This is a genomic window from Rhodospirillaceae bacterium, assembly GCA_016712715.1.
Classification (GTDB): Bacteria; Pseudomonadota; Alphaproteobacteria; order Dongiales; family Dongiaceae; genus Dongia.
Genome location: JADJQM010000002.1, coordinates 587,186 through 606,712 on the forward strand (window position 1 = coordinate 587,186; position 19,527 = coordinate 606,712).

Consider the following 19,527-nt stretch of genomic DNA (forward strand, 5'->3'; position numbering starts at 1 on the left):
GCAAGCGGCTGCTGGAGGGGAACCATCCGCGACCTCACTTGGCCTTCTTCCGCCGCACGATCGCGACAACCACCAGCACCACGACCAGCGCGCCGCCGGCATAAAGCAGGAAGCTGAGCGGCGAGCTGCCGCGATCGGTGGGCGTTGGCTCCGCCGCGGCCGGCACCGCCGGTGTCGTGGCATCAGGGGCGACTGGCGCCTGCGCCGTCTTGGCAGCCAAGGCCTGTTCCTTGGCGGGATCGATCCACCAGCCGGCAAGGCCGATGCCGTAGGTCGGCTCCGGCAGCTTCTCCGGCCGGCCGAACTTGTCCCAATAGGCGACGCGGAAGGCGCCCATGTGGAAATTGGGGACCACGTAGTGCCGCCATTGCAGGATGCGATCGAGCGCCCGGCAATAGATCACCAGCTCGGCGCGGTTCGGGGTGTGGATGAGATCTTCCAGCAACTGGTCGATGACCGGATCCTTGATGCCGATTTCGTTGCGGCTGCCGGCCATGTCCGCAGCTTCCGATCCCCAGAAATCGCGCTGCTCGTTGCCGGGCGAGAGCGATTGCGGAAAGAGCGAGGTGATCATATCGAAATCGAAATCCTCGCTGCGCTTCTGGTACTGCGCCGCGTCGACGGCACGGATCGTGCCTTTGATGCCCAGGCGCTGCAGCGACTTGACGTATGGCTGCACGATGCGTTCGGACGCATCGCCGGCCTGCAACAGGAATTCGAATTCGAAGGGCTTGCCGTCCTTCATGCGCGTGCCGCCTTCGAGCTTCCACCCGGCCTCGTCAAGCAGCACGGCTGCCTTGGCGAGATTTTCGGCGTTGCTGCCGCTGCCATCGGAAACCGGCGGGTTGTATTCGGTGGTGAAAACCTCATCGGGGATCTTGCCGCGCAGGGGCTCCAGGATCTTCAGTTCCTCGGGCGAAGGCAGGCCCTTGGCTTCCATGTCGGAATTCTGAAATAGCTGCGGGTGCGCGTGTATTGCCCGAAGAACAGGGTCTTGTTCGACCATTCAAAATCGAAGGCAAGAATCATCGCCTGACGCACGCGCGGGTCCTGGAATTGCGGGCGCCGCTGATTCATCGAGTAGCCCTGCATGCCCTGCGGGTTGTCGTTCTCGATCCGCTCCATCTTGAAGCGACCTTCGCGGAGGGCCGGCGATTCGTAGCCGGTCGCCCATTGCTTGGCGGAATTCTCGACGCGGAAATCGAAGGCACCGGCCTTGAACGCTTCCAGCAACACCGTGGGGTCGCGGTAGTAATCGGTGCGCACGATGTCGTAATTGTCGGTGCCGATATTGACCGGCAGATCCTTGCCCCAGTAATCGGGCACGCGCTCCATGGTGACCGAACGGCCGGCCTCGAAGCTCTTCAGCTTGTAGGGCCCGCTGCCCAGCGGTTCGTCGAGCGATGGTTCGTCGAACTTCTTGCCTTCCCAGAAATGCTTCGGCAACACCGCCAACTGACCCATGATGACCGGCAGTTCGCGGTTGTTGGCGCTGGCGAAGGTGAACTTGACGCGGTGCGCGTCGAAGGCTTCGACCTTGGTCACGTTGGCGTAATAGAAGCGATAAAAGGGCGCGCCCTTTTCCTTGAGGGTGTTGAAGGAGAAGACGACATCATCTGCCGTGATCGGCTTGCCGTCATGCCAGCGCGCTTCCGGTCGCAGGTTGAAGATGATCCAGGAATTGTCCTTGGCCACTTCCATGGAGGCGGCGATCAGGCCGTATTCGCTCAGCGTATCGTCATCGACCTGGGTCGTCAGCGTTTCATAGAGCCCGGCGAGGCCCGCCGGATCGCCACCGACGATATAGGGGTTGAAGCTGTCGAAGCTGCCGACACCGGCATATTTGACGCTGCCGCCCTTGGGCGCGTCCGGGTTCACATAGTCGAGATGCTTGAAGTCGGCCGGGTATTTCGGAGAATCGCCCAGGGTCAAAGCGTGGGTGGTGACGCTGTCCTGGGCGTGAGCCGGAAGCGGTGTGGCCCAGACGAATGCCGCCAGCAGCAGCGCAATAACGCGTTTCGACATAAAGGGCCTTCCTGTTCACTACCGCTTATTTTGGGCCAAGCATAACGGATGGCCAGCCCATGAGGGAAGCACCCGGCGCAGGAGAAAGACTAGAAATATTGGGTATTTAACAGCTTCTAGCTGTTCAGGATGGCAATCGCCTGGTCGAGCACACGGCGGTCGCCGGCGGCCACGACCTGATCGCCGGATTTCGTGGTGAGCGGCAGACCTTGCCAATCGGTGATGACCGCCCCGGCCCCTTCCAGGATCGGCACCAGGGACAGGTAATCGTAGATGCCGAGCGTGCGCTCGACCACCAGATCGATGAAGCCCGTGGCCACCATGCCGTACTGGTAACAATCGCCGCCATAGGTGGCAGATTTGGCGCCGTTAGCCAGGCGATCATGGCGCGCGCGGTCGGCGCCCTGGAACATCTGCGGGAGGGCGGCCGAGAAATAGGCTTGCCCGAGATCGGCGCAGGCGCGGGCCCGCACCGGGGCGTCGTTCAGGGTCGTTTCATGGCCGCTGGCACCGACCCAGGTGTCGTGCAGGATCGGCATGTCGATGACGCCCAGGATCGGCTTGCCGCCCTGGGTGAGGGCAATGAGCGTGCCGAAGGTCGGGCGGCCGGTCACGAAGGCGCGGGTGCCGTCCAGCGGATCCAGAACCCAGACGAATTCCGCATCTCCCCGTTCGGTGCCGAATTCCTCGCCGATGATGCCGTGGGTCGGGAACGCCTTGGCGATGGTATGGCGGAGCGCCGTTTCGCATTCGCGATCGGCCTTGGTCACCGGGCTTTCGTCACCCTTGGAGATGATGTCGAGCCGTGTCCGGTAATAGCGCTGGAGAATCGGCCGGCTGACCTCGACGAGGTTGCACGCCACCGACAGAAATTCCTGTGGCGTCGCCGACGCTGCGCCAAGTTGGGCCATGGAAACGGGCCTTACTGCGGCAAGGCGATGGGCGCATCCGCCTGATCGCGCAGCCAGCGGATGAGCGCTGCGCGCTCTTCCGGCTTTTTCAGGCCGGCAAAGCTCATCTTGGTGCCCTTGGCATAAGCCTTCGGATTGGCCAGGAACTGATCGAGATGCTCGTAATCCCAGGTGATGTTGAGGTTCGCGATCACCTCCGAATAGGCAAAGCCCTCGGCATGGGCCGACTTGCCGCCGACCACGTTCCACAGATTGGGGCCGACGCGGTTGGGGCCGCCCTTTTCGAAGGTATGGCAGGTCTTGCACTTGCCTGAGGCCTTTTCACCGGCGGCAACATCGGCCGCGGCGATCATCGGCACCGAGGAGACCGGGGCTGCTGCGGGTGTCGCGGCGGCCGCGGCGGATTCGGTCGCCGCCGCCTCGACGCCACCTTCGGCAGCGGCATGTTCGGCCTCGGCACCAGCCGGCGACCCATAGATGATGTTGGAGACCAGGCCGACCGAAAGGGTCAGCATGCCGCCGACCAGGACCGCAGCGGCGATCTTGTTGGCTTCCAAAGACATTCGACTTCATCCCTCATGGCTTGTGCGCACCGGTCCAGCCCGGCCCCGGTGGCAGGAACCACCGTCATCCTGGCTTACCCCGAGCCGGCACGCGGAACATTCTGGCTGATCAAGGGGCCTTAACTCGGGCGGAATTTAACCTCTTCCGCTGCCGCTGTCCAATGCCGGCGCTGGACCCGGTAGGGCCGGCAACCGGCCTTTTCGCCATTCCGGCCCTTTTTCAGGGCAGGCTTTGATTTCCTGTACTTAGCGGCATAATGTCGCGCCCCGGGGGCAGGTGGCGTCGGCTAGACCCATTCCCGGCCCAGATCGGCGGCCCCATATCGGCAACCCCAAATCGGCAACCCCTGCCGGAACCACGACCAGAACCACGAGCAGCGACAATCCATGCCCACATCCGCTTCCGCGCCCAGCCGTCCCGTCGTCCTCATCCCGGCCCGCATGGCCTCGACCAGGCTGCCGGACAAGCCGCTGGCCGATATCCACGGCGTGCCGATGATCGTCCATGTCTGGCGCCGGGCGATGGAGGCGAAGGTCGGTCCGGTCTATGTCGCCTGCGCGGAGGCTGCCATCAAGGCGGCCGTGGAAGCGGCGGGCGGCGAGGCGGTGCTGACCGATCCCGGCCACCCTTCCGGCTCCGACCGGATCCATGAGGCCCTGGGCAAGATCGATCCCGCCGGGCGCTTCGATGCGGTGGTGAATGTACAGGGCGATTTGCCGACCCTTGATCCTCACCTCCTGCGCCGCGCCCTCGACCCGCTCGAGGATCCCGAGGTCGACATCGCCACCCTCGCGGTCGAGATCACCCGCGAGGCAGAGCGTCACGATCCCAATGTGGTGAAGGCGGTGGTGGCGTTCGGCAAGACCGGCATCGCCCGCGCGCTCTATTTCAGCCGCGCAACGGTGCCGGCGAATGCGGTCGCCGGCGAAGTCGGTCCGCATTATCATCACATCGGCCTTTACGCCTATCGCCGCGTGGCACTGGATCGATTCGTCAAACTGCAGCCGGGCATCCTGGAACGGCGCGAGAAGCTGGAGCAGTTGCGCGCGCTGGAAAACGGGATGCGCATCGATGTCGCCCTCGTTGACACCCTGCCGCTCGGTGTCGATACTCCGGCCGAACTTGAGCGGGCACGTGCCATGCTCGCCCCGAAATCCTGACGATTCATTCCCGCATTGACCTGAAGAGGCGATCTTGAGCGCAGCTGCGAACGACACCATCGCCTTCCAGGGCCTGCCCGGCGCCTATTCCAACCTCGCCTGCCGCGCGGCCTATCCCGCGATGACCGCCCTGCCCTGCGCCTCGTTCGAGGATATGTTCGCCGCGGTCCATGACGGCCAGGCACGGCTCGCCATGGTGCCCATTGAGAATTCCGTCGCCGGCCGTGTCGCCGACATCCACCATCTGCTGCCGGGATCGGGCCTGCACATCATTGCCGAGCATTTCCAGCGGGTGAATCACCAGCTGCTGGGGGTGAAGGGCGCCAAGCTCAGCGATTTGAAGACGGCCTCAAGCCATATCCAGGCGCTGAGCCAATGCCGCAACAGCCTGCGTGCACTGGGCCTGAAGCCAGTCGTGCATGCCGATACCGCTGGCGCCGCCGCCGAGATCGCCGCGCGCGGCGACAGATCGGCCGCGGCCATCGCTTCATCCCTCGCCGCCGAGATCTATGGCCTCGACATCCTCAAGACCGACATGGAGGACGCCGTCCACAATACCACGCGTTTCGTGGTGATGGCACAGGAGCCGGTCGATCCCGATGTCGCCAAGGGACCGATCGTCACCAGCTTCGTGTTCAAGGTGCGCTCCGTGCCGGCAGCGCTCTACAAGGCTCTGGGCGGGTTCGCCACCAATGGCGTCAACATCACCAAGCTCGAGAGCTATCTGCTCGACGGCCATTTCAGCAGCGCGCAGTTCTATGCCGATATCGAAGGCCATCCCGACCAGCGCTCGGTGCGGCTGGCACTCGAAGAATTGTCATTCTTTTCGCGCGAGGTGCGCATCCTCGGTGTCTACCCGGCATCAAGCTTCCGCGCGGAGAACGCCCCGGAAGCCGGCATCCGCTGAATGGGGTTGGCTTTGGCGGGGCTGGTCCCGTTGACGATCAATCATCCCCGCTATTGCCGCGCGACAGTCAGGCCGCGCTTCTTCAGCAGCTATTGAACTGAATCCTTCCCGGCGAGATGCGCGGCCCCCACGGCGATGAAATGCGAGCCCGGCTGCTTGATCATCTCGGTGATCTGCGTCGCCCATTGCTGGTTGCGATCGACCAGCAGGCGCTGGTACATGGCATTGTCCGCAAGAACCTCGCTGTCGCCGGTCATGAGCGCGGCAAGCCGGTCGACATCCCCGGCTAGCCAGGCACCGACCAGCTTGTCGAGTTGATCGACACCCTCCATCTGCATCTCGACGATCTGCGACAGCATGGCGAGCTCCAGTTCCGGCGGCAGGCCGGCCAGGAAGCCGAATTGCTGGTCGATCGTCTCCAGCCCCTTGATCGTCTTGTTCTCGGCGCGCGCCGTCTCACGCAACTGGTTTTCGATGCCGAATTTCGATTGATAGCCGGCCTGCTCCATCGGCGCCATGCTGAGCACGATGGCCGCGAGCCAGGGTCGCAGGGATTCGAGGGACACCGGTGCGATGCCGGCACGCAACGCCGCTGCGCGCAGCCGCTTGCGTTCTTCCGGCGAAAGCTTGGTGGAAAGCGGGTGCGCCGGGTCCTTGCCATATTTCCAGATCTGCGCCTCGCTCACGGCCGTGGGCGCGTCTTCCGCGAGCTCCATCCAGATGTTGTCGCTGGCGCGGAAGGCGGCATCGATCCTGTCCGATCGCCAGTTGATCTCGGGCTTCAGGATATGCACCGTGCCGAACAGATAGATCGTCGTATCGGCATCCTTCACGACCCACATGGCGGGTTCGGCGCTGGCCGGCTGGATCTCGGCCAGCGTCGCCACCGGCAGGAAAGCGAGTAATCCGAGGGCTGCACGTCGCGCGGCCGCAAGGATGCGAGAGATCTGGTTTGCCAAGATTGTTCCCCTGGGCTGGCTGCGACGCCCCGCTATATGGCGACGCGACGCTGTCCTGCCAAGAGCTTAAATGCCGGCGCCTAGCCCTGATGCCGCCAGCGCTTGACGATATCGCCGAGATCCGCGGCGCTGAGCTGGTCCTGCTGCCAGGCGGTGGCGAAGGGCGCCGTGCGGCTGTGCGGCTGGTGTTCCTCGGCCAACCGGTCGAAATCGATCCGGGTCGGCAAGGGCACACCTTCGCCGACCGCGATGGCCTGGCCGTTGCGCAAGGAAGGGAGTTCGCTCATCAACCCCAGGCTCGATTCCGGCAACGCGGCCGCCAGGAATTCCTGGTCCTTCTGGCTGGTCATGCGCAAGGCGAAGATGGTGCTGCATTGCGAGAGCACGGTCGTGTCGAGTTCCGAGGGGCGCTGGCTGATGAGGCACAGCGAGACACCATATTTGCGGCCTTCCTTGGCGATGCGCGAGAGGGCGCGCTTGGTCGGCTCGAAACCGGCCTTGGTGTCGGCCGGAGCATAGCGATGCGCTTCCTCGCAGACCAGCAGCACCGGCGCCTTCTGCTCGCTCCACAAGGCGAAGTCGAAGCTCATGCGGCACAGCAGCGAGACGACAACGTTGAGAATTTCGGCCGGCACGCCGGAGGTATCGAGGACCGTCACCGGCTTGCCGCCCACAGGCACGCGGAACAGGCGGCCGAGGATCTTGGCCATGTTGTCGCGCGTGACCAGGCCCTGCAGCGCGCTGCTGCTGCTGCCCCCTGACAGGCCACCGGGAAACATGAAAGCGAGGCGTCGATCGGCCTGCATATGGGCAAAGCGCTCGCGGATGCGATGATAGGCGGCCATGTCGGCCGGGCGGTCGAGCTTGCCGAGAATGCCGTCGATGATCTTGGCGATGTCGGAGAGGCGATAGGGCACCGGCGTATCGATGGTGATCTGCAAGGCCGCTTCCGCATCCTGCACCATGTTGCGCTTGGCCTGGGTCACCACCTGGTTGAGCAGCACCGCGTCAGCATCCGGCTGCGGTGAGCCTGTGCCGATCACCATCTCGCGCAGCTCTTCGAAATTGAGCAGCCAATAGGGCAGTTCGAGATCCATGGGTGTCACGATCTCGGCCTGGTCCTTGAAGGCCGCGGCGTATTCGTTGTGCGGATCGAGAATCACGATATGCGCATTGGCATGCTGGCTGAGGAGTGCGCGCAGAATGGTGACGATGGCGCATGACTTGCCGGCGCCCGTGGTGCCCAGAACGGCAAAATGCTTGCCGAGCAATTCGGCCGGCATGATCTCGGCCGGGATCGTGTGGTCCTGATGCAGCGCGCCGATCCGGGCACTGCGCTGGCTGCTGTCCACAGGCCGGGTAAACACGCGCCGTAGATCGTCGCTGCTGGCCCGCGCCATCACATCATCGAGCGCCGGAAAGGACGAGACGCCACGCTGGAACGATGCGTTGTCGCCGCCGCGATGATCGATTTCGCCGACCAGTTCCAATTCCACGCGGCGCATTTCTCGGTCGCGCTGCAGCGGATGTTCGACGTTGAGGCCGGTCACGAAACCGAACACCGTCGATTGGTCGGTCATGATCTTGATGAGCTCGCCGATATGGGGACCGCGCACCGGTTGGGCTGCGTCCATCTTGGCGTCCCGTTCCAGCAGGCCCACGACCTTGGCACCGGAGACGGCAATGACCCGGCCCAGGCGGTTGGCGAAGGCGGCAGCCGGCGGCGTCACGGCAGCAATGTTGAGGGGCAGGGCACTCATGAACGTCGCTCCGGCTGCAACTAAGACAGGAAATCGTGGAGCGATGATCTTACTACGGGAGTCGTTTCAATACTATTTACCGAACACACACCAAAATGTAGGAAGATCAAGTTGATCGGCTAAAGGAGCTACAGTTTCACCCAATCTTCGATCAGGCGGCGCGAGATTGAATCCGCGCGCGGCAGGCGGAAGCTCTCATCCTCGGGCGAGTTCAGCAATTCCATGCGGGTCATCCAGCGCGCCGATTCGATTTCGCCGTCATGAAGATCGAATTTTTCGCTCTCCGCTTCCGCCGTGAAACCCAGCATCAAGGAGGCCGGGAACGGCCAGGGCTGCGAACCGAAATAGCGGATGTCGTTGACGCGCAGGCCCACTTCCTCGAACACCTCGCGCGCCACGGCGTCTTCCAGCGTCTCGCCTGGTTCGACGAAGCCGGCCAGTACCGAATGCATGCCCTGCGCCCACATGCCCTGTCGCGCCATCAGGATCTTGTTGCCGCAGGTGACGCGCATGATGACCGCGGGATCGGTGCGCGGGAATTGCACGGTGGCACAGGCGCGGTCGGTGCATTGGCGTTGGTGGCCCGCAGCCTTGACCTCGGTCGGTGCACCGCAGACACCGCAATAGCGATGGCGCTGGTGCCAATAGGCAAGACCCCGCGCATAAGCCAGCAAGGCGCCGTCGCGCTGCGGCAGCAACGGTCCGATGCCGCGCAGTTCCTGGAAATCGCCAAGCTCGATCGCCGCATTTTCATCGAGCACGGAAAGGTCGAGCGCAAAATGCGCGACGTCCCCTTCGACACCGAGCAGGATCACGGTTTCCGCGCGCGCGATGAGATCCGCCTGGGCGATTGGATCGAGCAGGCGCAATGACGGGCTTTCTGCCTGTTGCACCAAATGGCGCAGGCGCCAGACCGGATAAAGCCGACTGCGCGGATCTGCCAGGCGTGCTTTCAGCCAACCATGGTCTTCGCGGTGCTGCGCGCTGCGATCAAAATTACCCGTGGCGTAGAAAAAAGTGTGCATGTCCCGGATTCGTTAATTTCGCGACGTGATTTTCTGGCGGCGCAATGCCTTGACGGTCACATTGTCACGACACATTTACCTTGGCGGTCACCAGAGCGGATTTGACCTTTTCGGCGCTTCGGCCGATCATACGGCAACCAATGGACCAATAGGTTATAAAACTTGCCATGAGCGTTTCGCGGCGGCAATTGCTCTTGAAGATCACCTATTCGGCACTTGCCCTGACGGCTGGTGTCGGCATGGCCACCGCCATGTCCGGCATCGCCCGCGCCGATTCACTGGTCGCCAACACGCAATCCGCTTCCGCTGCCGCTGGCTTTCCGTTCACGCCGCCAGAGGGACGCTTCATCTACACCATCACCCGCGACGGCGATCCCATCGGCACGCAGAAACTGGATTTCCTGCATGATGGCGACAAGGGCCTCACGGTCATCACCGATGTCAGCATCGACGTTCGCATGCTGGGGCTGAGCTTCTACAAATTCACACAACATATCGAAGAGACCTGGCAGGATGGCGTGCTGCTGTCGATGACCTCGGACACGCTTGATGATGGCGAGGAGCGCAAGGTCGATCTGCGCAGGAAGGGCGATCGGCTGCAGGGCAAGTTCAACGCCAAGAAGCGCGATGTGCCCGGCAATCTCATTCCCAGCACGCTGTGGCATCCAGATGCCATCAACCAGACCACCGTGCTGGATACCGTGCGGGCGCGGCAGCACCAGGTCACCGTCGCGGATAAGGGCGAGGTGGCACTTGTCCTGCCGGTAGGCCAGATCGAGGCGCGGCATTTCTCATTTACGGGCGAGCTCAACCGTGACGTCTGGTACGGGCCCGACGGCGTCATCCTGAAAGCCGAGATGAAGGCCAAGGATGGCTCGATCATCCGGCAGGAACTGCTCGACCGTCCCTGATACCGGCCACTCAAGTTACCAACGCGCTGAATCGTAACGATATTTGCTTGCGGCAATTGAGCTGTTGCGCAGGGTGGGTGGATTCTTGCTATAAGCTCGCCCGGGAGGTTGGTGGCGGACGTATGTCTCGCCAACCCGGTCAGGTCCGGAAGGAAGCAGCCGTAACGAGTTTGCATGCGGGTCGCAGGCCAGCCTCCCACCTCTCCCGTTCAGCAATGACACCTCATTTCGACGCCGTCGCGGCATTAAGATTGCTGGCGCCGGTGCGCGATTTTTTGTACCACCTTCCTAGCGCTTTTTCCTTCCGGGCAAAGACCAGTGCATGAGTGAGAACGAGGGGCCAATCCAAGCAGCAGGTGGCGGTGCCGATGGGCATTACCGCGTGCTGGCCCGCAAATATCGGCCGAGCGATTTTGCGGGCCTCGTCGGGCAGGACGCCCTGGTCCGCACCCTCACCAACGCCATCGCCCAGGGACGCCTTGCCCACGCCTTCATGCTGACCGGCGTGCGCGGTGTCGGCAAGACGACGACCGCGCGCATCCTGGCCCGCGCCTTCAACTGCGTCGGCGCCGATGGCAAGGGCGGCCCCACCGCCAGCCCCTGCGGCCAATGCGAGCATTGCATAGCCATCGCCGAGGACCGTCATGTCGACGTCATCGAGATGGATGCCGCGAGCCGCACCGGTGTCGGCGACATGCGCGAGCTCATCGACAGCGTGCGCTACGCGCCCGGTCGAGGCGCGCTACAAGGTCTACATCATCGACGAAGTGCACATGCTCTCCAACAGCGCCTTCAACGCGCTGCTGAAGACGCTGGAGGAACCGCCCGCCCATGTAAAATTCGTCTTCGCCACCACGGAGATCCGCAAGGTGCCGGTGACGGTGCTCTCGCGTTGCCAGCGCTTTGATCTCAGGCGCATCGAGGCCGATGTGCTGGCAGCACACTTTGCGCGCATCGTCGCGGCCGAGAACGTCACGGTCGAACCCAATGCGCTGGCGCTCATCAGCCGCGCGGCCGACGGGTCGGCGCGCGATGGCCTGTCGCTGCTCGACCAGGCGATCGCCATGGCGGAAGGTGCCGTCACGGAAGCGCAGATCCGCGAGATGCTGGGTCTCTCCGACCGTACGCAATTGTTCGATCTTTACGAGGCGGTGATGGGCGGCGAGGCCGCGAAGGCGCTCGACCTCCTCGGCCTCATGTACCGCGCCGGCGCCGACCCGATCGTCGTCGTGCAGGATCTTCTGGATCTCACCCATCTGCTGACGCGTGCCAGGATTTCAGCCGAGGTGCTGGCGCAACCGACCATGCCCGAGGCCGAGCGCAAGCGCGGCGCGGAGCTTGCACAGAAGCTGTCGATGCCGATCCTGGCGCGGACCTGGCAGATGCTGCTGAAGGGTCTTGGCGAAGCGCAATCGGCGCCGCAGGCCCTGGCCGCCGTCGAGATGGCGCTCATCCGCCTGATGCATGTCGCCGATTTGCCGACGCCGGGCGATCTCGTGAAGCGCCTTGGCACCGGCCAACCTGCCGCTGGTCCCGTGGCCGGTACGCCCGCCGGCGGCAATCCACGCAATGGCAATGGCGCCGGCACATCAGCCATCGCCAGCAGCTATGTCGGGAGCGGCAATGGCGGGGGGCCGCGCACGCAGGCGCAAGGCGCCGTGGCGCGCATGGAGCTTGTGCCGCAGGAAGCGCCACCGGCGGTGGGTCATGCCACGGCAAAGCCGGATCCGGCGACGCTCGCCGCCCCGCAGAGCTTCGATGACATCATCACCTTGTTCCGCGCCAAGCGCGAAGCAATCCTGCTCGCGCATCTGCTGTCCGACGTGCATCTGGTCCATTTCGAGCCGGGTCGCCTGGAGTTCCGACCGTCCGACCGCGCGCCGGCCAATCTTGCCAACCGCATCGCCGCTTGCCTGCTGGAGTGGACCGGCAAGCGCTGGCTGGTCTCGCTGTCGAATGCCGCGGGTGAGGCGACGCTGAAGGAAAAGGAAGCCGCCGCCATCGCCGCGCGCGGGGCCAGTGCCGCCGATCATCCGCTGGTGCAGGCTGTGCTGCGCGCCTTCCCCGGCGCCACGATCGATGATGTGCGCGACTTGATATATGCCGCCGCCACGCCCACCTCCGATGCCGATGCGCCGGATCTGGAAAATGGCGGCGCCGACCCGGATTTCCCGATTGGAGACGACGAGTTATGAAGAATCTCGGCCAGATGATGAAGCAGGCCCAGCAGATGCAGTCGAAGATGGCTGAGATGCAGGCGGCGCTGGAACAGACCGAAGTGACCGGCCAGGCCGGCGGCGGCATGGTCAGCATCGTGATGACGGCGAAGGGCGAGCCCAAGCGCGTCAAGATCGACCCCAGCCTGGTCAACCCGGCCGAGGTGGAAGTGCTGGAGGATCTGATCAGCGCGGCTCTCCGCGACGCGCGCGGCAAGGCCGATGCCTATATTTCCGAGGAGATGGGCAAGGTCACCGGCGGCCTGCCGCTGCCGCCGGGATTCAAGCTGCCGTTCTGATCGCTGAGCGCAAGCGGCGCCCAGATGAACGACATCGACAGGCTCATCCAGATCATGGGGCGGCTGCCGGGGCTGGGGCCCCGCTCGGCGCGGCGCGCTGTGCTGCATCTCATGAAGAAGCGCGAGCTGCTGCTGCACCCGCTGATCAATGCGCTGGGCGATGTCGCAGCCCATGTGAAGACCTGCAGCGTCTGCGGCAATCTCGACGCGTCCGACCCCTGCACCATCTGCCGCGATCCCGGCCGCGATGCCGGCATGTTGTGCGTCGTCGCCGATGTCAGCGACCTGTGGGCGCTGGAGCGGATCGCCACGTTCAAGGGGCGCTACCATGTGCTGGGCGGCGTGCTCTCGGCATTGGACGGGATCGGGCCGGAACAGCTTTCGATCGCCCCGTTGTTGCGGCGCCTGGAGGGTGGCGAGGTGAAGGAGGTCATCCTGGCCTTGGGCGCCACGGTTGACGGCCAGACCACGGCGCACTACCTGGGCGACCGGCTGCAGCCCTTCAACCTCACCATTTCCCGCCTTGCCCATGGCGTGCCGGTGGGCGGCGAGCTCGACTATCTCGATGACGGGACCCTGATCCAGGCCATGAAAGCCCGTCAAAAGCTGTAGTGGGGCCGAAAGTGGCCTGATCCTTGCATTTCCGCTATGCTGAACGGGTCGTAGCAAGGGATTTGGACATTGGCCGAGCTGGAATCACCGCTGCCACGCAAGGAAAGGCGCGCCCATCGGCGGCCTTTACCCCTGCCGGAGGCGAAATTCGTGCCGGCCGGCAACCCCAGCCTGCCGACTTTTGTCAGCCTGATGCTGATGATCACCACCTTCATGATCGTCCTCACCAGCATTTCGCTGCATGAAAACACCCGCATGCGCGCCCTGATGAGCGGGGTCCGTGACACCTTTGCGCTCACCTCCGGGGATGCCGCAGAGGGTGAGGGGCAAACCGCGGCAAAAGTCCTTGGCGCTGCCGCGAACGGGTTCCAGACGTCCGTGCCATTGGCGGAGGTGGCGGGGTCGAGCGGTGGCAACCGCGTCGTCCTGACCATGCCGCTCAGCACCGTGGTCGATACGACGACCAAGGCCGCCACGACCGAATTCGAGAAGGGCATGGCGGCGCTGGTGGCGGCGCTGGGCAAGCGGCCCGCCGATCTGGATTACGAGTTGGAGTTGCGCTTCAGCGAGAGCGCGGTCGCTGATGCCTTTGCCGGCGCTCTCGCCACAACCGCCAGCGCCGGGGGTATCGACCCGGCGCGTCTCTTCGTCAGCAGCGCCCCGGGCCAGGCGAGACGCTCAGCCTGCTGGTGCGCCTCGATCCGCGACCGGCGGCGCCAGCCGACACCACCGGAGCACCCTGACTCATGTCGAGCGAAGATCTCATCCGCGCCGCAAGGCAGGAACATCCGGAAATCAAGCAGCCGGTCTGGCTGATGAGCTTTGCCGATTTTGCCGGCTGCCTGCTCGCCAGCTTCGTGCTGCTCTATTCCCTGGCGCAGACCGATCGAGCGCGGATGCAGGCGGCCTTCGGTATCGAGTCATCGGCCGAATCGGATTTGTCCGGCGACAATGGCGCAGCGGACAAGTCGATGGCGACGAAGCCGGCCGATGAAGGCCGCAACACCGACTATCTGGCGACTCTGCTGCAGACCAAGGTCGATGCGGCGCCGGCCCTGGCCGAGATCGTCGTGACGCCGCTCACTGACAAGATCGCGCTCGACCTACCGATGGCGCGCATCAACACCGAGGCGTCGTCGGCCGATCGCGACACGGACCTGCTCTTTGCCCTGGCCGGCCTGCTCGCGGTAACGCCCAATGAAAGCGCCATCCTGGCCGAACTGCCGGCCAGCAGCGATGGCGCGCATTGGCAGAAGGGCATGATGCTTGCCAATGCGCTGGCGACGCGCTTGCGCGCGGCCGGTGGGCCGGACAGCCTCATCGCCAGCACCGGCGTCAGTCCGGACGATGCCGCGCATATCCGGCTTGTGATTTTCCGCGAAGCCGAAGATCTCTGAGATCTGCGCACGCAAACGTGATGGCCGCCCCTTGAGCGCCCGGCAGCGGCTGTCATAGTCTTGCCGCATTCTGCAGCCAAATCTGTTCGCATCCAGACCACATCACCCGATCAAACGGATAGAGGATTTTCCCATGCGTTCACTTCTCGTCGCCGGCACGGCCTTGGCCCTTGCCCTCACCGCCAGCGCTGCCGCCTGGGCGGAGACGGCGGTCACCACCGACAGCCAGACGGGCATCAGCGTCACCATCTACAACCAGGATCTGGCGCTCATCCGTGATTCGCGCAAGGTGCCGGTGGCGCTGGGCGAAAACGACATCGCCTTTATCGACGTGGCCGCGGGCATGCGCCCGGAGACCGCCTTGCTGAATTCGGCAGGCGGCGCCCTCGATGTGCTGGAACAGAATTTCGACTTCGATCTGCTCACCGCCCAAAAGCTGCTGGAGAAATCGGTCGGCCAGAAGATCCGCGTGTTCCGCACCAATCCGGAAACCGGCGAAGACAGCAGCGAAGAGGCGGAAGTCCTGTCTGTCGCCGACGGTCAGGCCGTGCTGAAAATCGGTGACCGTATCGAAACCGCGATCCCGGGCCGCTTCGTCTATGCGGGCGTTCCCGCCAATCTGCGGGCCCGCCCCACTTTGGTCGTGAAGGCGAACGCCGAGAAGGCCGGCGATGTCGCCGTCGATCTGTCCTATCTCAGCCGCGGCCTGTCCTGGTCGGCCGATTACGTGGTCGACCTCGCCGCCGACGAGAAGACCGTCAGCATCAACGGCCTGGTGACGCTCACCAATCAGAGCGGCGTGACCTATAAGGATGCGAAACTCCAGCTCGTTACCGGCAACGTCAACCAGGTACAGCCCTATATGGAGCGTGCGATCGGCGGCGCGATGGCGATGGATGCCGTGCCGGCCGCGCCGAAGATGATGGAGGAAGCCGCCTTCGAGTATCATCTCTACACGCTTGAGCGCCCCACCACGCTGAAGGAGAACCAGACCAAGCAGGTGGCGATGCTGGCGGCATCCGGCGTTCCGGTGGAGAAGCAATACCTCATCACCAACAGCGCCAATGTCTGGGGCAATTACAGCTACAATTTCGGCGAAGGCCCGCGCCAGAACACCGTGGTGAAGCTGAAATTCAAGAATGAGGAAAAATCGAATCTCGGCATGCCGCTGCCTGCCGGCATCATCCGCGTCTACAAGAAGGACAGTGCCGGCAACGCGCTGTTCGTCGGTGAGGATCATGTCGACCACACGCCCAAGAACGAGCGCGTCGATCTTACCCTGGGTGAAGCCTTCGACATCACGGCCCGCGCCAAGCAGACCAACTATACCAAGCTCGCCGACGATCTCTATGAGAACGAGTATGAGGTCGAGATCAAGAACGCCAAGAAGGAAAAGGTGACCGTCGATCTGCGCGAAGCCTTCCCGGGCGAGTGGAAGGTGCTCGACGAATCGCAGGCCCATGAGAAGCTCGATTCCAACACGGCCCGCTGGCTGGTCGAGGTGCCGGCGGAAGGTTCGACGGTGCTGACATACAGCGTGCGGATCAAGCTCTAACAGATCCGGCCGCTACAACGTCTTTGCCTTGTACTGGCAGATGTCCCTGAGAAGGCACGCGGCGCAATCCGGCGTCCGTGCCTTGCAGACATAGCGGCCGTGCAGGATCAGCCAGTGATGGCAGTGCTGCTTGAATTTCTCCGGCACACGTTTTTCCAAGGCCAGTTCCACGGCAAGCACATCCTTGCCCGGCGCCAGGCCTGTCCGGTTCGCAACACGGAAGATGTGGGTATCGACGGCGATGGTCGGCTCGCCGAAGGCGATGTTGAGGACGACATTCGCCGTCTTGCGACCGACGCCCGGCAGGGTCTGCAGGACCTCGCGATCGCGCGGCACCTGGCTCATATGCTCTGCCACCAGAATCTCCGATAGCCTGATGACGTTCTTTGCCTTGGTGTTGAAGAGGCCGATCGTCTTGATATGCTCCTTCAGCTTCGCTTCACCGAGGCGCACCATCTTTTCCGGCGTGTCGACGAGCTTGAACAGTTTCTCGGTGGCCTTGTTGACACCGACATCGGTCGCCTGGGCGGAGAGCACCACCGCCACCAGCAAGGTATAGGGATTGACGTAGTTGAGTTCGCCCTTGGGCGCCGGATTGGCCTTCTGCAGACGGCTGAAGAATGCCTCGATCTGATCTTTTTTTGAGCATGGCTGGCCTGTCTTGGGCGAAGGGCTGGCTGGTTGTGCCGTTCGGGCGAGACACTATACTTGGCCGCATGCAAGCGGAAGAGACCATGCGCGGGCCGGACCGCGCCCATGCTGAGGGGAGTGCCGGCCATGATCTGCCGGTCTTCGAGGCGCTGCTCTATCCGCACCGCTCGCTCGGGCAGCGGGGCTATCTCATCCTCATCCTCGGCACGGGCGTCATCATGGGCCTTTATGGCCTGACCTTCCTCATTCTCGGCGCCTGGCCGATCTTCGGTTTCATCGGCGCCGAATGGGTCCTCTTCTGGTTCCTGTTCTCGCGCCATTTCCGTGGCGACCGGCGGGCCGAGCGGCTGCGGCTCTATCACGACCGGCTGGTGCTGGAGAGGGTCGATGCCAAGGGTCGCTTCACCGCGATAGCACTGCAGCCCTATTGGCTGCAGGTTGTCCTGACGCGCGCGGCCGAGGTGGATAGCGCGCTCTATCTGCGCTCCCACGGCAAGCAAGTCGAGATCGGATCGTTTCTCTCGGCGCCGGAGCGGCGCGATTTCGCCGGCGAGCTCACGCAGGTACTGGATCGGCACCGTAGCGGCGGAATCGGCGACGCCCACCCCCTTCCAGATCAGGCCTGACGCGGCATGGCGCAGCCATCACCGAAGCAGGGTTCCCTCCTGCGCCACCCCGGCTGGCTTGAATTTGGCATGCTGCTCGGGCTGGCGCTGGTCTGGGGCTCGTCCTTCCTGTTCATCAAGGTCGCGGTCAGCAACGGCCTGCCGCCACTGACCCTTGCCACCGCGCGCATCGCCATCGGCGCCGCCGTGCTGCTCTCCGTGGCGCGGTTGCGCGGGCAGCCTTGGCCGTCATGGTCGCGTAGCGGCGCGGAATCCGGTGGCGCGGCGATCTGGTTGCGCCTGACCTTCCTCGGCATCATCGGCAATTCGCTGCCCTTCTTCCTGATCGGCTGGGGGGAGCAGTTCACCACCTCGCAACTGGCCGCTATTCTGATGGCGACCATCCCGCTGATGGTCCTGATCCTCGCCCACATCATGACCCATGACGAGAAGCTCACCGCGCCCAAGGTGATGGGCGTCATCTGCGGCTTTGCCGGTGTCGTCGTGCTGGTCGGCGTCGATGCGCTGCAGGGGTTGGGCGCCCAGGTGATCGGGCAGATCGCCATTCTCGGCGGCTGCCTCAGCTACACCTTCTACGGCGTCAACGCGCGCCGGCTGCCGCAGATGGGCGCCGAGATGACGGTTGGCATCATTCTCGCCCTGGGCCTCCTCACCATGCTGCCGGTCTGGCTCTATGTCGACCGGCCCTGGGAACTTGCACCATCGGGCAGTGCCTGGTTCGCCGTTTTGTGGCTGGGGCTGCTCTCGACCGCCTTCGGCAATTGGCTGTTCTTCACGCTGATGCGCCGGAGCGGGGCGAGCTTTGCGTCCACCAACAATTTCCTGGTGCCGGTGATGGGCCTGGGCTGGGGCTTCTTCGGCTACGATGAAGTGCCTGGCACCAACGCACTGGTGGCGCTGGTGCTGATCCTGGTCGGCCTGGCTTTGCCGCGATTGCGGCGGCGCTGAGTTTCCGGAGAGCGGTTATCCGCCATTCGCCGGTTGCGCACCCACGCTGAAGCCCAGCACATCCTTCATCGAATAGAGGCCCGGCGCCTTGCCGGCGGCCCAGAGCACGGCTTTCACGGCACCGCGCGCGAAGAGTTCGCGGCTCGACGCCTTGTGGGTCACCTCGACCCGTTCACCATCGGCGGCGAAGATCACGGTATGATCGCCGACGACGTCGCCACCGCGCAAAGCGGCAAAGCCGATCTCGCCCTTGGCCCGCGGACCCGCCTGTCCGTCGCGGCCGCGCTTGGCGACCCGGCGCAGGGTCGTGCCGCGACCGCGCGCCGCCGCTTCGCCGAGGGCCAGCGCCGTGCCGGAGGGAGCATCAACCTTGTGGCGGTGATGCATCTCGACCACTTCGATATCCCATTCGGTATCGAGGATGCGCGCCATCTGCTCGACCACCAGTTCGAGGAGATTGACCCCCAGCGACATGTTGGCGGCCATCACGATGGGTGCCCGCTGCGCGGCACGGGCAACCGCCGCCTGCTGGTCGGCGTCGAGGCCGGTGGTGCCGATCACATGGGCGGTGCCGTTCTTGGCGGCATAGCCCGCGTGAAGGGCCGTCGCGGACGGATTGGTGAAGTCGATCACCACATCGGCCGTGTCGAACAGGACCGCCGGATCGTCGCCGACCGTGATGCCGAAGGGTTCGGTGCCGGCCAGGGCACCCAGATCCATGCCGAGGGCCTGGGAGCCGCGCCGTTCAGTGCCGCCCACGACCAGGACGCCAGGCGCCTGGGCCAGCATCTTGAGCAGCATCTGGCCCATGCGGCCGGCGCAGCCGGCGATGCCAACCCGAGTCGCGCCACTGAGCTGGCGCTTGGGCTTGGGTGCCGCCTTGGCCGTAGCTGCGACGACTTTGGGCGCCGCCGGCGCCGCCTTGGCGGCTGGCGGGGTAGCCGCCTTGGCTGCGGCCGGCGCTGCTTTCGGCGCTGGTTGCTTTGCCATTTTAGTATTTT

At 64.1% G+C, this 19,527-nt stretch carries 17 protein-coding genes, 1 other RNA gene and 2 pseudogenes; 12 read left to right on the top strand and 8 right to left on the bottom strand.

The window, feature by feature from the left end; translation table 11 throughout:
- Positions 1-34: 34 nt before the first annotated feature.
- The 3 genes and pseudogenes from IPK59_13505 to IPK59_13515 all read right to left on the bottom strand — a co-directional run bounded on the left by IPK59_13505 (position 35) and on the right by IPK59_13515 (position 3,499).
- Positions 35-2,025 (bottom strand): annotated as a pseudogene (locus IPK59_13505) (ABC transporter substrate-binding protein).
- Positions 2,026-2,141: 116 nt separating this feature from the next.
- On the bottom strand, positions 2,142-2,936 hold the full coding sequence (locus IPK59_13510; protein ID MBK8159730.1) for a histidinol phosphate phosphatase: 795 nt from the start codon (positions 2,934-2,936) through the stop codon (positions 2,142-2,144).
- An 11-nt stretch (positions 2,937-2,947) separates the two neighbouring features.
- Positions 2,948-3,499: a cytochrome c family protein gene (locus tag IPK59_13515; GenBank protein MBK8159731.1), complete on the bottom strand. Its 552-nt coding sequence runs from the start codon at positions 3,497-3,499 to the stop codon at positions 2,948-2,950.
- A gap of 387 nt (positions 3,500-3,886) precedes the next feature.
- Here IPK59_13515 and IPK59_13520 point away from each other — a divergent pair, with 387 nt between their 5' ends.
- Together IPK59_13520 and IPK59_13525 are read left to right on the top strand one after the other, a co-directional pair.
- Positions 3,887-4,660 (top strand): 3-deoxy-manno-octulosonate cytidylyltransferase, encoded by a 774-nt coding sequence (locus IPK59_13520; GenBank protein MBK8159732.1) that lies wholly within the window; start codon positions 3,887-3,889, stop codon positions 4,658-4,660.
- Between the two features lie 34 nt (positions 4,661-4,694).
- On the top strand, positions 4,695-5,567 hold the full coding sequence (locus tag IPK59_13525; protein ID MBK8159733.1) for a prephenate dehydratase: 873 nt from the start codon (positions 4,695-4,697) through the stop codon (positions 5,565-5,567).
- Positions 5,568-5,656: 89 nt separating this feature from the next.
- On the opposite strand, the gene IPK59_13530 is transcribed toward IPK59_13525, so the two are convergent.
- The 3 genes from IPK59_13530 to nudC all read right to left on the bottom strand — a co-directional run bounded on the left by IPK59_13530 (position 5,657) and on the right by nudC (position 9,311).
- Positions 5,657-6,526, bottom strand: coding sequence for a TraB/GumN family protein (locus IPK59_13530; GenBank protein MBK8159734.1), 870 nt, complete (start codon positions 6,524-6,526; stop codon positions 5,657-5,659).
- 80 nt (positions 6,527-6,606) lie between these two features.
- On the bottom strand, positions 6,607-8,286 hold the full coding sequence (locus IPK59_13535; protein ID MBK8159735.1) for an ATP-binding protein: 1,680 nt from the start codon (positions 8,284-8,286) through the stop codon (positions 6,607-6,609).
- 128 nt (positions 8,287-8,414) lie between these two features.
- Entirely contained in the window at positions 8,415-9,311 is an 897-nt protein-coding gene (gene nudC / locus IPK59_13540) for an NAD(+) diphosphatase (GenBank protein ID MBK8159736.1), read from the bottom strand.
- Positions 9,312-9,478: 167 nt separating this feature from the next.
- Here nudC and IPK59_13545 point away from each other — a divergent pair, with 167 nt between their 5' ends.
- The 8 genes and pseudogenes from IPK59_13545 to IPK59_13580 all read left to right on the top strand — a co-directional run bounded on the left by IPK59_13545 (position 9,479) and on the right by IPK59_13580 (position 16,301).
- Entirely contained in the window at positions 9,479-10,222 is a 744-nt protein-coding gene (locus IPK59_13545; protein MBK8159737.1) for a hypothetical protein, read from the top strand.
- Between the two features lie 102 nt (positions 10,223-10,324).
- Positions 10,325-10,423: signal recognition particle sRNA small type (ffs, locus tag IPK59_13550), an RNA gene on the top strand.
- 121 nt (positions 10,424-10,544) lie between these two features.
- Positions 10,545-12,417 (top strand): annotated as a pseudogene (locus tag IPK59_13555) (DNA polymerase III subunit gamma/tau).
- Positions 12,414-12,737 carry a YbaB/EbfC family nucleoid-associated protein gene (locus IPK59_13560; protein MBK8159738.1) on the top strand — a complete coding sequence of 108 codons (324 nt, stop codon included), beginning with the start codon at positions 12,414-12,416 and terminating at the stop codon, positions 12,735-12,737. Before IPK59_13555 ends, IPK59_13560 begins: the two are co-directional and overlap by 4 nt.
- A 24-nt stretch (positions 12,738-12,761) precedes the next feature.
- Complete coding sequence (recR, locus tag IPK59_13565; GenBank protein MBK8159739.1) at positions 12,762-13,349, top strand: recombination protein RecR; 588 nt, start codon at positions 12,762-12,764, stop codon at positions 13,347-13,349.
- Between the two features lie 69 nt (positions 13,350-13,418).
- Positions 13,419-14,165, top strand: coding sequence for a hypothetical protein (locus tag IPK59_13570; GenBank protein ID MBK8159740.1), 747 nt, complete (start codon positions 13,419-13,421; stop codon positions 14,163-14,165).
- Positions 14,096-14,746 (top strand): hypothetical protein, encoded by a 651-nt coding sequence (locus tag IPK59_13575; GenBank protein MBK8159741.1) that lies wholly within the window; start codon positions 14,096-14,098, stop codon positions 14,744-14,746. The genes IPK59_13570 and IPK59_13575 overlap by 70 nt, the downstream gene beginning before the upstream one ends.
- 133 nt (positions 14,747-14,879) lie before the next feature.
- Complete coding sequence (locus tag IPK59_13580) at positions 14,880-16,301, top strand: DUF4139 domain-containing protein (protein MBK8159742.1); 1,422 nt, start codon at positions 14,880-14,882, stop codon at positions 16,299-16,301.
- Positions 16,302-16,313: 12 nt separating this feature from the next.
- Here the strand turns inward: IPK59_13580 and nth are convergent, their stop codons facing one another.
- Positions 16,314-16,931 carry an endonuclease III gene (gene nth, locus IPK59_13585; protein MBK8159743.1) on the bottom strand — a complete coding sequence of 206 codons (618 nt, stop codon included), beginning with the start codon at positions 16,929-16,931 and terminating at the stop codon, positions 16,314-16,316.
- Between the two features lie 17 nt (positions 16,932-16,948).
- On the opposite strand from nth, the gene IPK59_13590 reads away from it, so the two are divergent.
- Together IPK59_13590 and IPK59_13595 are read left to right on the top strand one after the other, a co-directional pair.
- A complete protein-coding gene (locus IPK59_13590) occupies positions 16,949-17,578 on the top strand; it encodes a DUF2244 domain-containing protein (GenBank protein MBK8159744.1) in 630 nt (209 codons plus the stop codon).
- Positions 17,579-17,584: 6 nt separating this feature from the next.
- A complete protein-coding gene (locus IPK59_13595) occupies positions 17,585-18,526 on the top strand; it encodes a DMT family transporter (GenBank protein ID MBK8159745.1) in 942 nt (313 codons plus the stop codon).
- 15 nt (positions 18,527-18,541) lie between these two features.
- Here the strand turns inward: IPK59_13595 and IPK59_13600 are convergent, their stop codons facing one another.
- A complete protein-coding gene (locus tag IPK59_13600; GenBank protein MBK8159746.1) occupies positions 18,542-19,516 on the bottom strand; it encodes a 4-hydroxy-tetrahydrodipicolinate reductase in 975 nt (324 codons plus the stop codon).
- Positions 19,517-19,527: the final 11 nt, after the last annotated feature.